Genomic DNA, 12,622 nt, shown 5'->3' on the forward strand with positions numbered 1-12,622 from the left:
AATTGCTGTTGTTATACCATAAAGTGCTTTACCTAATGTTTTTTGATTTAATAGACTTGGTGCAAAACTAAGGTAATTCAAAATTATATATTTCTGCTATTAAATTAAATCTTAATGCAAATCTTCGTATTTTATTGCGATATTTTAAAGTTAAAATTTTAAAACGTTTTAGTTTAGCAAATACGTGTTCAATTTTAATTCTAATTTTGCTTAAAGTTTTATTGTATTCTTTTTGAATTGGTATTAATTTATTGTATTTACTTTTTTTAAATGGCAAAAATGTATTTTTATGAATATTTTGTATTCCTTGATAACCTGAATCAACAAAAACTTGTTTTTCTAGATGAATAAAAGTTTTAGATTTTAAAAGTAATTTAAAATCATGAATGCTTCCAAAACAAAAAGCGGTTGAAATAATTTTTCCATTTAAAATATCAATAATTATTTGCGATTTAAGAGTATGATGTTTGTTTTTACCCGAAAAAAGTAATTTTAGTTTTTTTTAATTCTTTCAATTGGAGTTTCAGTAGCATCAATAGCTAGTAAAGTATTATTGATTCCTTTATTTTTGATTAAATCTTTTTTGCCAGATAAATTAAAAATTCCACTTTTTATTAAAGTATTTTCAATTCAAAAAATATTACGAATGCAGCTAGTATGACTAATATTATATCTTTTTGCAATAACTCTATAACTACTATACTCTTTTCAGTATTCTAATGTCATTAATAAACGATTTTCTATTGATAATTTATTAGGTTTACCACCAACTGCTTTTTTAATTGCTTCAGCTTTTTTTAAAATTTCAACCATTTTTTGAAATGTTTGTAGTTTTATTCCCACTAAACTATAAAATTCTTGTTCATCTTTGTATTTTTTTAACATAATAATTATCACCTTTGATATTAATAATAACCGTTAAATTATTAAAATTAAAGGTTTTGCACCAAGTCTAATGAATGAATTATTAGGAAATATAACTGAAACTGAAATTGGTACAAATGTAAGTGATTTTATTGGTGCATTAGGATTTACTCCAATGTTACAATTAACAAAAGCATATTTAAGATTAAATTATGGTCAAATTGCAGCAGATACTGTAGCAAGTGGCCAATTATATAAACAATCAGTATTTGGTATGTTTTTATATAAACATATGTTTTTAAATAAAGATATGGTTAAAGATACTAAAACTGGTTTACATTTAGAAAAAACATTTGATTTAAAAAAAGTATTAGGAGTTTTTGTACATAGAAATGCATTTGCACAACCTAATAGTTTTCAAAAAATTGTTAATTTAATTGATAATAATACATTAAATCAAAAAACATTAGGTAAAGCACTTTATGGTATAACAACAGCAATTCGTGGTTGATTATCATTTATTATTATGGAAAAAATGCCAACTGCTTATGAAATTAAAGAAGCACAAAAACGTTGTTGAACTAATTGAATTAAATTAACTCCAGCAGAAAGAGAAAAATCACCAGTAACATTTAAAATTGCTGATTTTGATGATTTTAGAATTAGTTTAAATGATTTAATTTATTTTAAAAATTTAGGAAAAATAACTATGGCTGGTGATACACCAACTAATGATGAATTAGAAACTGCAATAATAAATGCTGGTAATAATGGTTATGAAAAAGGTAAAGCAACATTTAGTAATATTACATCAACAAGTGCTACTATGACTGGTAATGATAAAGATTATATTAGACTTGGTGCAAAACTAAGGTAATTCAAAATTATATATTCCTGCTATTAAATTAAATCTTAATGCAAATCTTCGTATTTTATTGCGATATTTTAAAGTTAAAATTTTAAAACGTTTTAGTTTAGCAAATACGTGTTCAATTTTAATTCTAATTTTGCTTAAAGTTTTATTGTATTCTTTTTGAATTGGTATTAATTTATTGTATTTACTTTTTTTAAATGGCAAAAATGTATTTTTATGAATATTTTGTATTCCTTGATAACCTGAATCAACAAAAACTTGTTTTTCTAGATGAATAAAAGTTTTAGATTTTAAAAGTAATTTAAAATCATGAATGCTTCCAAAACAAAAAGCGGTTGAAATAATTTTTCCATTTAAAATATCAATAATTATTTGCGATTTAAGAGTATGATGTTTGTTTTTAGAACCTGTTTAAAATCTTTTAGAGAATAGGATAAAATGATTATATATTTTAAAATAAGAGGTATATATGTATAAAAATTATCCTAGTAATGTTAGCAAAGAGCAATTTGAAAATATAAAATCAATTTTAGAAAATACTAAAAAGAGAACTAAACCAAGAAGTTTAGATTTATATGAAGTATTTTGTGCAGTTTTATATGTATTAAAAAGTGGTTGCCAGTGAAGAATGTTACCAAAAAATTTTCCAAAATGACAAATTGTATATTATTATTTTCAAGCTTGAAGTAAAAATAATGATAAAGAACCTAGTGTATTACAATTAGTTTTAAAAAAAATTAGTCAAGGCATTTCGTATCAATAATGGTAGAAAAGAACAAACTAGTTTTTGTATAATTGATTCACAAAGTGTTAAAAATACAGATACTACTAAAAATAAAGGTTATGATGCTGGTAAAAAGATTTCAGGAATAAAGCGTCATATTGCTGTTGATTCTCAAGGTTTACCACATGCAATTTACATAACCACAGCAGAAAAAACAGATCGTAATAGTGCTATAATAATGATTGAAAATAAAAAAGAGAATCTTTCTGCAGTTCAAAAAATACTAGTAGATGCTGGTTATACTGGTGAAAAATTTGCTTCTAAAATTAAAACAATTATAAATGCAAATGTTGAAGTTATAAAACGTAATGAATTACATTCTTTTGTAGTATTACCAAAAAGATGAGTTGTAGAACGAAGTTTTGCATGATTAGAAAAATGCAGAAGATTATGAAAAAATTGTGAAAAAAAATTAAATACTAGCTTACAAATGGTTGTTCTTGCCTTTATTTCAATTTTATTGAAAAGATTTTAAACAGGTTCTAAGCAAAATTAGAATTAAAATTGAACACGTATTTGCTAAACTAAAACGTTTTAAAATTTTAACTTTAAAATATCGCAATAAAATACGAAGATTTGCATTAAGATTTAATTTAATAGCAGGAATATATAATTTTGAATTACCTTAGTTTTGCACCAAGTCTATTGTAAAATTAAAATTTTATTTAATTTTTAACTAATATTTTTTAAATTTATTATTTTATTTTAAATAAATTTTTACTATTTTAGTGGTTTTTTATTTTTTTATTATAAATTATTTTTAATTTTTTTAGATTTATTTGAAAAAATATTAATTAAACACTTTCTATTTTAAATGATTAAAAGTAAAATAATGTTGTTTTTAATAAAACAAGAAATAAATATATTAATAGTTTTAAAAAAACTACTAAAATATTTTTAAAATTTAATGGAGGATGAAAATGCAAACTTTTATTGGAATTATAGGTTATTTAACCGGAATATTATCTATTATAACATTTATTCCACAAGCAATAAAAACAATAAAAACTAAGGAAACTAAACATATAATCTTATCAACTTATATAATTTATAATATTGCTAATCTTTTTTTCTTGATATTTGGAATACTTTCAGTAACATTACCAGTAATGTGACCAGAAGGTGCTGATACTCTTGAAATTGCAATTTGAGGTTCTACCTTAATAATACCGTATACAGTAACAATGACTGCAACTAATTGTATTATTTATGTTAAAGTAAAAAATATGAAAACGTTGGGCGAAAATGCTAGAACTTTGGAGGAATAAAAATAATGGCAAATACTGAATGATGAATTATTACTATAATAGGGATTATTGGAGCACTTATTGCTGTTATAGCATTTTGTCCACAATCTTTAAAAACAATAAAAACTAAAAAAACAGATGGTATTTCTTTACTTACATTTATTCTTTATACAACAGCTAACAGTTTATGAGTATTATGGGGCATTATTCATTTATCATATCATGGCGGATCTGAATCAACAATTTTAATGAAAGATTTAGTTATAATTTGTGCTAATACACCTTGTGCAATATGATCAGGAATTATTCTTGGTATTAAAATTAATAATATGTATAAATATTGTGAAGTTTGTAAAAAATGAAAAGGTAAAGTAAATATAAAGAGCAACTTTTAATAGTTTATTTTTTATTAAAAATAATAATTTATTACTAAAAATGCATTGTAATGATGCATTTTTTAATAGTTATAATAGTAAAATACTTATCAAAATTAAAAATAATAATTTAAGTTATAATATATGTATAATTAAAAATTTTGTGGGGTTAAATAATGATAATTCAAAATGATGTTTATAAAATTCTAGTACAAGTAATCCTAGAAAAAGGTCATTGTAATGTTTTATTAGCACAAATGATGCGAGATAAAAATCTAACATTATCAGAAAAAGAAGCAATTGAAAAGATAGTACTAGGAACTTTAAAAAATCAAATTTATTTAGATTATATATTAAATCAAATATGAAATGTTTTCAAATCAGTAATTACTATTCCTTTTCACATAACTATTTTATTATGAATAGTTTTATATGAAATCTATTTTTTAGAAATTACTAATAAAGAAATTTTCATTGAAAATACTTTAAAAAAAGTAAGCACCATTGATAATAAACTAACATTTATTATTTCTAAAGTATTAGATTTATGTTTTACTGAATTTAGATCAGAATTTAACTTACAAAAAGAAAGTAAACAAAATATTAAATTAATTAAATATAGTTATCCTAGTTGATTATATTCTTTAATAAAATCACAATTTAGTATTAATATTGCAAATCAATTGATAAAAGATAACTTAAGAATGCCATTAATTAGTTTTAGAGTTAATACATTAAAAACTACTGTTAATAAAGTGTTAAACAATGAAAATTATAAATCTTTTAACTTTTGTTTAAGCGAGATAGTATCTGATGGTATTATTAGTTCAAAGTCAATTTTTAACACAAAATTATATGAAAATGGTGAAATTATTAAACAAGACCAAGCAAGTATGTTAGTTAGTCATTTTTTAGATCCACAACCATATGATGAAGTATTAGATATGTGTGCAGGAATTGCTAGTAAAACAGCTCATATGGCAGCTTTAATGTCTAATCACGGTAAGATAGTTGCTTGTGATATCAATGAAGAACGATTAAAAATTGGTGCTACTTATTTAAAAAAATTAGGCGTAACAAATACTGAACTTAAATATGGTGATTCTACAATATTGGATTTTAATAATAAGTTTGACAAAATTTTAATTGATGCTCCTAGTACTGCTTGAGGTTTAATTAAAAGAAAACCAGAAGTTAAACTTATCAATTGAAGTAAAGAAGAAATTAATCACTTAATTACTGTTCAAGCAAAATTATTAAATAAGGCTTATCAACTTTTAAAACCCGAAGCGATAATTGTGTATGTTACTTGTACTTTCAATATTAAAGAAAATCAAAATCAAATTGAGAAGTTTGTTAAAAATCACGCAGATATGACAATCATTACAGAAAAACAATTTTTTGGTTTTAATAACAATACTGATGGATTTTATATTTGTAAATTAAAAAAAGGAATATAGGGGGTCAGTTTATGAAAATAAATGCTAGTTATAAAACAGATGTTGGTAATTATCGTACAAATAATCAAGATGCCGTTTTATATTTAACAAATAATATGGGACAAGTTATTGGTGTTGTTTGTGATGGTTTGGGTGGTCATAAATGTGGTGAAGTGGCCAGTAATATGGCTGTTAGTATGTTAAAAAAATTTTTTGAAACAACAGATTTTACTAAATTAAAACATGATAAACAAATTCATGCATGATTACAAGAAAAGATAGATATTATTCAAATTGAAATGAATAATTTTAGTTTAAGTAATGAACAAGCGCTTGATATGGGAACAACTATGGTAATAATTTTAATTACTAATAACAAAGCTTATTTAGTAAATATTGGTGATTCACGTATTTATCAATATAGTGAACAAGGATTAAAACAGTTAACAGTTGATCATAATATTTTAAATCTATATTTACAAAAAAACACAACTAAAGAATTAAGTGTTGATTTAAATCACACTTATTGAAAGGCATTAACTAGTGCTCTTGGTCCACGTAAGCCATTAAAAACCGATATTTTTCATTTACCCTTAATAATTCCATCATATTTTCTTTTAACTAGTGATGGTGTTCATGATTTTTTAGAAGAATATGAAATAGTTAATATTTTAGAAAAAAATGGAAATATTAATAACAAAGTTAAGTTATTAATTAAGCAAGCATTACTTAATGTTTCAACTGATAATGTTACTGTATTATTAATGGAAATAAAATTTTAGTCTTTTGACATTTTTGTGTAAAATATAAATTATAAATAAGTTAGTAATTTTTAAAAAATAAATTTAAAAGTAATGGTGAAACTAATGGAAATAAATAAATTATTGAATAATCGTTATCATATTTTAAAAATTATTGGTTCGGGTGGTATGGCTAAAGTTTATGAAGCACAAGATAAATATTTAAATCGGCAAGTTGCTTTAAAAGTAATTAATCCAATTTCACCACTAGATGACTTAATAAAAGAACGATTTTTGCAAGAAATTAGAGCAGTATCTAGAGTTAGACATCCCAATGTTATTTTGGTATATGATGTTTTTATTGATAAGAAAGATTGATGCTTAGTTTTTGAATTATTAGAAGGTAAAACATTAAAAGAATATTTAAGTAATTATTCAGTTTTATCAGTTAATGAAGTTATAGTTATTATGAAAGAAATTTTAAAAGGGGTTAATGCGTGTCATGCAGTCAATATTATTCATCGTGATTTAAAACCCGAAAATATTATTTTAACTAGTAGTGGAGCAATTAAAGTTTTAGACTTTGGTATTGCTGTTATTGATGATTATGAAGTTAAAAAACACGCTAATCAAGTTGTAGGAACAATGAAATATATTGCTCCAGAAGTAGTAAAATTTCAAAAACCAACAATTCAAAGTGATATTTATGCTTTAGGTATTATATTATATGAATTATTAGTTGGTAAACCACCTTTTTTTCATAAAAATCCACAAATATTAGCGGCCAAACATATTAAAGAACCAATGCCATTAATTCATGAAATTAATAAAAATATTCCACAAAGTTTAGAAAATATTATTTTGAAGGCAACTGCTAAGGATATTAATGATCGCTATCGGACAATTAGTGAATTGAGTAATGATTTAGATTGTTGTTTAAAAATGGAAAATAAAAATAATATGTTATTTAAGAAAAATTACTTAAATTCACAAAAATTAAAAAAACCATTTTATTTAAAAAAAGAATTTTTATCATCTTTAATTTTAATTATATTATTACTTATTGGTGTTATTATAAGCATATTAATTTTATATTAATTGGAGGACACTATGAACTTTAAACAAGGAATAGTTATTGGAGTTGCAAATAACTTTGTTGAAGTAAGAATTCAAAATCAAATTTATTCTTGTTTAATCAAAGGAAATTTAAAATTTCAAACAGCAAAAATTTTAGTTGGTGATTATGTTAAAGTTAATTTTAAAGATGATAAAAATCCTTTGGTTGAATCAATTTTACCTCGATTTAATGAACTATATCGACCAAGCATTGCTAATGTTGATCAAGTATTAATTGTTAGTTCTCTTGTTAATCCTTTTCTTAGTAGTTTTCTATTAAATAAATTATTAACTATTTTTAATTATTATCATTTAAAAATAATTTTAATATTTACAAAAATTGATTTGGTAACTAAAGATAATGAAGTTTGAACAAAAGTTAAAGCATATCAGAATTTAAATTTACCAGTAATTTTTATTTCAAATGTTAAAAAAAATGGTATTGAAGATTTAAAAAAAGTTTTTACAAACAAGTTATCAATATTAACAGGTACTTCAGGAGTGGGAAAGAGTTCAACTTTAAATAGTTTGGATAATAATTTAAAACTATGAACACAGGATATTTCTAAAAGTTTAAATCGTGGTAAACATACCACAACTAAAACTCGCCTTTATTTTTTACATGATGGTATTATTGCAGATACACCTGGTTTTTCGGTCTTTCAATTGCAAGGTTTAAGTAGTATTGATATTGCTACTAATTTTCCTAGTTTTACTAATATTTGACAAAATTGTAAGTTTCGTACTTGCTTACATCAGCAAGAACCAGAATGTGCAATTAAAAAAGCAGTTGCAAATAAAATAATTTCTGGTTTTTTTTATGAAGATTATTGTAAAATTTTAATAGAATTCAATAAAATTAATAATTTAAAATAAAGGATGGTAATATATGAAAAAAGAAGTAACAATTGCCGCTAGCATTTTAACTGCTAACTTTCTATCTTTAAAAGATGATTTATTAAATTTACAAAATGCAGGAATTAATTGAATTCATTTTGATGTTATGGATCATCATTTTGTTGAAAATTTAAGTTTTGGTGCAAAAATATTAAGTGATGTATGTAAATTTAGTTCTAATATCAATATTGATTGTCATATGATGGTAAAGATAACAACATTAAAAGTATGTGATTATTTAAAACCATTTATAATTTTACCGCAAGTTAAAAATATTACTTTGCATTATGAAGCATTAACAGAAGAACAATTAAAAGAATTTCTGCAGTGAAAAAAACCTGGTTTTAAAAAAGGAATTGCCATTAATCCTGATACACCAATTTCAAAAATTTATGATTATTTGAAAGATCTTGATACAATTTTAATTATGAGTGTGCAACCAGGTGCGGGTGGACAACGTTTTTTAGATTTAACTATTAATAAAATTAAAATGTTAGTAAAACATATCGATAATAATTTTCCAAATATTACAATTGCTGTTGATGGCGGCATTAATAATTTAACAGCAAATGATTGTATTACTGCTGGTGCTAATTACCTAGTAGCGGGTAGTTATTTATTAAATAGTGATAATTCAGTAAAAAAACAAGTTGCGATGTTAACAAATTATGAAAAATAGTGATATTAAACAATTAGTAATTGTTTGTCGTGATTATAATTTAAATTGAGAACAATTTATTAATCCAATTTTTATTGGTGTTGAAACTGGTGTTTTATCATTATTAAAATATAAAAAACCAATTAAGTTTATTTGTGGTGATAATGATACCATTAATAAACAACAGTTAAAGATTTTAAATGATCAAAGTAAAATAGACTTGGTGCAAAACTAAGGTAATTCAAAATTATATATTTCTGCTATTAAATTAAATCTTAATGCAAATCTTCGTATTTTATTGCGATATTTTAAAGTTAAAATTTTAAAACGTTTTAGTTTAGCAAATACGTGTTCAATTTTAATTCTAATTTTGCTTAAAGTTTTATTGTATTCTTTTTGAATTGGTATTAATTTATTGTATTTACTTTTTTTAAATGGCAAAAATGTATTTTTATGAATATTTTGTATTCCTTGATAACCTGAATCAACAAAAACTTGTTTTTCTAGATGAATAAAAGTTTTAGATTTTAAAAGTAATTTAAAATCATGAATGCTTCCAAAACAAAAAGCGGTTGAAATAATTTTTCCATTTAAAATATCAATAATTATTTGCGATTTAAGAGTATGATGTTTGTTTTTACCCGAAAAAAGTAATTTTAGTTTTTTTTAATTCTTTCAATTGGAGTTTCAGTAGCATCAATAGCTAGTAAAGTATTATTGATTCCTTTATTTTTGATTAAATCTTTTTTGCCAGATAAATTAAAAATTCCACTTTTTATTAAAGTATTTTCAATTCAAAAAATATTACGAATGCAGCTAGTATGACTAATATTATATCTTTTTGCAATAACTCTATAACTACTATACTCTTTTCAGTATTCTAATGTCATTAATAAACGATTTTCTATTGATAATTTATTAGGTTTACCACCAACTGCTTTTTTAATTGCTTCAGCTTTTTTTAAAATTTCAACCATTTTTTGAAATGTTTGTAGTTTTATTCCCACTAAACTATAAAATTCTTGTTCATCTTTGTATTTTTTTAACATAATAATTATCACCTTTGATATTAATAATAACCGTTAAATTATTAAAATTAAAGGTTTTGCACCAAGTCTAATACATAATTTTGAAATTATTACTTTTAATAAAGAAAAAGATTTTATTGATAGTGAACTTGCGATAGTTACTGCAATTTCCAAAAAAATTAATTTTCAACAAATAGTGATAGTAAGTGATGGAATACGTTGGGATATGTTACTTGCTAGTATTAATATAATAAAAAAATATGAATGTTTTAACCCAATTTTATTAGGTGAAAATAATTATTGTTTTTTATTAAAAGCAAAATCAGAATATATTTTTTACAATTGACAATTAACATATAAATATATTTCTTTTTTTATTTTAGACAATAGACTTGGTGCAAAACCTTTAATTTTAATAATTTAACGGTTATTATTAATATCAAAGGTGATAATTATTATGTTAAAAAAATACAAAGATGAACAAGAATTTTATAGTTTAGTGGGAATAAAACTACAAACATTTCAAAAAATGGTTGAAATTTTAAAAAAAGCTGAAGCAATTAAAAAAGCAGTTGGTGGTAAACCTAATAAATTATCAATAGAAAATCGTTTATTAATGACATTAGAATACTGAAAAGAGTATAGTAGTTATAGAGTTATTGCAAAAAGATATAATATTAGTCATACTAGCTGCATTCGTAATATTTTTTGAATTGAAAATACTTTAATAAAAAGTGGAATTTTTAATTTATCTGGCAAAAAAGATTTAATCAAAAATAAAGGAATCAATAATACTTTACTAGCTATTGATGCTACTGAAACTCCAATTGAAAGAATTAAAAAAAACTAAAATTACTTTTTTCGGGTAAAAACAAACATCATACTCTTAAATCGCAAATAATTATTGATATTTTAAATGGAAAAATTATTTCAACCGCTTTTTGTTTTGGAAGCATTCATGATTTTAAATTACTTTTAAAATCTAAAACTTTTATTCATCTAGAAAAACAAGTTTTTGTTGATTCAGGTTATCAAGGAATACAAAATATTCATAAAAATACATTTTTGCCATTTAAAAAAAGTAAATACAATAAATTAATACCAATTCAAAAAGAATACAATAAAACTTTAAGCAAAATTAGAATTAAAATTGAACACGTATTTGCTAAACTAAAACGTTTTAAAATTTTAACTTTAAAATATCGCAATAAAATACGAAGATTTGCATTAAGATTTAATTTAATAGCAGAAATATATAATTTTGAATTACCTTAGTTTTGCACCAAGTCTAATGAAGAAGTAATTTATAATTTTAGTGGTTGTAAGTTTTATCCAAATCAGGATATTACTGTTACTAATAATAGTACACAAACTATTAGTAATGAATTGCCACTTGCCACTTGCCACTTGCCACTTAGCCCTTTTTACTAGACCATTAATTTAAAAAACCTGAATGTATTCTAAAAACAATTGTGTTATATAATTAACACTAATTTTAACCTGAAAGGATTTTTATTAATGGATAAAATTAAACAAATAGCATTAGTAATTAACAAATTAAATATCAAAGAAAAAATTAAAATTATTGATGATTGTAAAAATCAATATTCAATTAGAAACCTATGTCAATATCTTCAATTAAACAGATCAACATATTACTTTTTAAAAAATAAACAAAAACCTATTAAAAAAGAAGAAAATCATATTATTAAATGCAATCATAAATATCAAAAAATATGCCAACTTTTAATCGAATTTCATTCTACAAGAAAAGGCAGAATTTATGGATATTTAAGAATTTTTTCAGCTTTTAAAGAGTGATTAAAACAAGAAAAAAATATCATTTTAAATATAGAATTATCAATAAAACAAATGCGAAAAATTATGAAAGAACACAATATTCAAGGATTAAAACAAACTAAAAATAACTATCCTAAAAACAAAAAAAATCCAAATAAGTGAATACCTACAATGGATAAAGTAAACAAAGATTATAAAAGTACAACCTCTTCAAATCAAATTTGATCAATGGACACTAAACAAATAAATACTAAAGAAGGATGATTATATCTTTTTGTAATTATTGATTTTTATTCAAATAATGTTGTTAGTTATAATATTGCTCCTAATAAATCATATCAGGATTTAATTCTTCCTGCTCTTGAAAAAATCAACAAACAATTTTCTTGAAATCAAATAAAAAATGTTATTTTACATTCAGATAACGCCAACGAATTTTATTGTCAAGATATCACAAAATGAGCAGAGGATAAACAAATAATTTTAAGCAAAAAACAACCTTATGATATTGGTGGTAATGTATTATCTGAAAACTGATTTTCTCATTTATCTCAAGAATGACTACCTAAAGGATCAAATCAATATTTATCCATCAATGAAGCTATAAATGATGTAAATCAATATGTTATGTTTTATAATTATGAAAGAATACATTCTAAATTTCTAAAACCACCAATTTTACAAATTAAAATTTAGAATTTTATATCAAAAATGGTCCAGTAATTAAGGGCCAACCACCCCCAAATTAAATATCAAAGAAAAAATTAAAATTATTGATGATTGTAAAAATCAATATTCAAT

At 22.8% G+C, this 12,622-nt stretch carries 18 protein-coding genes and 1 pseudogene; 14 read left to right on the plus strand and 5 right to left on the minus strand.

All coding sequences use genetic code 4. From position 1 onward, the window contains the following. Positions 1-67: 67 nt before the first annotated feature. Both AAHM96_RS03210 and AAHM96_RS03215 read right to left on the minus strand, forming a co-directional pair. Entirely contained in the window at positions 68-490 is a 423-nt protein-coding gene (locus AAHM96_RS03210; protein WP_342273697.1) for a transposase family protein, read from the minus strand. 2 nt (positions 491-492) lie between these two features. Then, positions 493-885, minus strand: a complete 393-nt coding sequence (locus AAHM96_RS03215) for a transposase family protein (RefSeq protein ID WP_342272745.1) — start codon at positions 883-885, stop codon at positions 493-495. A 70-nt stretch (positions 886-955) separates the two neighbouring features. Here AAHM96_RS03215 and AAHM96_RS03220 point away from each other — a divergent pair, with 70 nt between their 5' ends. Further along, positions 956-1,741, plus strand: a complete 786-nt coding sequence (locus AAHM96_RS03220; protein WP_342273490.1) for a hypothetical protein — start codon at positions 956-958, stop codon at positions 1,739-1,741. Here AAHM96_RS03220 and AAHM96_RS03225 read toward each other — a convergent pair. Then, positions 1,733-2,128 (minus strand): annotated as a pseudogene (locus AAHM96_RS03225) (transposase family protein); the annotation flags it as partial. The gene AAHM96_RS03220 and the pseudogene AAHM96_RS03225 overlap by 9 nt on opposite strands. Positions 2,129-2,207: 79 nt before the next feature. On the opposite strand from AAHM96_RS03225, the gene AAHM96_RS03230 reads away from it, so the two are divergent. The 10 genes from AAHM96_RS03230 (at position 2,208) to AAHM96_RS03275 (ending at position 9,228) form a co-directional block, all read left to right on the plus strand. Next, a protein-coding gene (locus AAHM96_RS03230) for an IS5 family transposase (protein WP_342273568.1) occupies positions 2,208-2,997 on the plus strand; the annotation gives its coding sequence in 2 pieces (ribosomal slippage) (positions 2,208-2,468 and positions 2,470-2,997; 789 coding nt in all). Continuing rightward, positions 2,957-3,151 carry a transposase gene (locus AAHM96_RS03235; RefSeq protein ID WP_425288756.1) on the plus strand — a complete coding sequence of 65 codons (195 nt, stop codon included), beginning with the start codon at positions 2,957-2,959 and terminating at the stop codon, positions 3,149-3,151. Before AAHM96_RS03230 ends, AAHM96_RS03235 begins: the two co-directional genes overlap by 41 nt. 291 nt (positions 3,152-3,442) lie before the next feature. Then, entirely contained in the window at positions 3,443-3,790 is a 348-nt protein-coding gene (locus tag AAHM96_RS03240) for a SemiSWEET family sugar transporter (protein WP_338975962.1), read from the plus strand. Positions 3,791-3,795: 5 nt separating this feature from the next. Further along, a complete protein-coding gene (locus tag AAHM96_RS03245; RefSeq protein WP_339043132.1) occupies positions 3,796-4,164 on the plus strand; it encodes a SemiSWEET family sugar transporter in 369 nt (122 codons plus the stop codon). 155 nt (positions 4,165-4,319) lie between these two features. Next, positions 4,320-5,603, plus strand: coding sequence for a methyltransferase domain-containing protein (locus tag AAHM96_RS03250; protein ID WP_342273569.1), 1,284 nt, complete (start codon positions 4,320-4,322; stop codon positions 5,601-5,603). A gap of 11 nt (positions 5,604-5,614) precedes the next feature. Next, complete coding sequence (locus AAHM96_RS03255) at positions 5,615-6,364, plus strand: PP2C family protein-serine/threonine phosphatase (protein WP_342273570.1); 750 nt, start codon at positions 5,615-5,617, stop codon at positions 6,362-6,364. A gap of 84 nt (positions 6,365-6,448) precedes the next feature. Then, the gene (locus tag AAHM96_RS03260; RefSeq protein WP_338977401.1) at positions 6,449-7,420 is read left to right on the plus strand and encodes a serine/threonine-protein kinase; all 972 of its coding nucleotides are present in this window, start codon (positions 6,449-6,451) and stop codon (positions 7,418-7,420) included. Between the two features lie 12 nt (positions 7,421-7,432). Then, on the plus strand, positions 7,433-8,314 hold the full coding sequence (gene rsgA / locus AAHM96_RS03265; protein ID WP_342273571.1) for a ribosome small subunit-dependent GTPase A: 882 nt from the start codon (positions 7,433-7,435) through the stop codon (positions 8,312-8,314). A 13-nt stretch (positions 8,315-8,327) separates the two neighbouring features. Continuing rightward, complete coding sequence (locus AAHM96_RS03270; protein ID WP_342273572.1) at positions 8,328-9,014, plus strand: ribulose-phosphate 3-epimerase; 687 nt, start codon at positions 8,328-8,330, stop codon at positions 9,012-9,014. After that, a complete protein-coding gene (locus AAHM96_RS03275) occupies positions 9,004-9,228 on the plus strand; it encodes a hypothetical protein (protein WP_342273573.1) in 225 nt (74 codons plus the stop codon). Before AAHM96_RS03270 ends, AAHM96_RS03275 begins: the two co-directional genes overlap by 11 nt. Here the strand turns inward: AAHM96_RS03275 and AAHM96_RS03280 are convergent. Together AAHM96_RS03280 and AAHM96_RS03285 are read right to left on the minus strand one after the other, a co-directional pair. Next, positions 9,225-9,647 carry a transposase family protein gene (locus AAHM96_RS03280; RefSeq protein ID WP_342273697.1) on the minus strand — a complete coding sequence of 141 codons (423 nt, stop codon included), beginning with the start codon at positions 9,645-9,647 and terminating at the stop codon, positions 9,225-9,227. The two genes, AAHM96_RS03275 and AAHM96_RS03280, sit on opposite strands and share 4 nt — an antisense overlap. Before the next feature lie 2 nt (positions 9,648-9,649). Continuing rightward, positions 9,650-10,042 (minus strand): transposase family protein, encoded by a 393-nt coding sequence (locus AAHM96_RS03285; protein ID WP_342272745.1) that lies wholly within the window; start codon positions 10,040-10,042, stop codon positions 9,650-9,652. A gap of 436 nt (positions 10,043-10,478) precedes the next feature. Between AAHM96_RS03285 and AAHM96_RS03290 the strand changes: the two genes are divergently transcribed. The 3 genes from AAHM96_RS03290 to AAHM96_RS03300 all read left to right on the plus strand — a co-directional run bounded on the left by AAHM96_RS03290 (position 10,479) and on the right by AAHM96_RS03300 (position 12,517). Continuing rightward, positions 10,479-10,871, plus strand: a complete 393-nt coding sequence (locus tag AAHM96_RS03290) for a transposase family protein (RefSeq protein WP_342272745.1) — start codon at positions 10,479-10,481, stop codon at positions 10,869-10,871. Positions 10,872-10,873: 2 nt separating this feature from the next. After that, on the plus strand, positions 10,874-11,296 hold the full coding sequence (locus AAHM96_RS03295) for a transposase family protein (protein ID WP_342273697.1): 423 nt from the start codon (positions 10,874-10,876) through the stop codon (positions 11,294-11,296). Between the two features lie 243 nt (positions 11,297-11,539). Continuing rightward, complete coding sequence (locus AAHM96_RS03300) at positions 11,540-12,517, plus strand: IS3 family transposase (RefSeq protein WP_342272797.1); 978 nt, start codon at positions 11,540-11,542, stop codon at positions 12,515-12,517. Positions 12,518-12,622: the final 105 nt, after the last annotated feature.

Source organism: Spiroplasma endosymbiont of Acasis viretata, assembly GCF_964031275.1.
Taxonomy (GTDB): domain Bacteria; phylum Bacillota_I; class Bacilli_A; order Mycoplasmatales; family VBWQ01; genus Spiroplasma_E; species Spiroplasma_E ixodetis_A.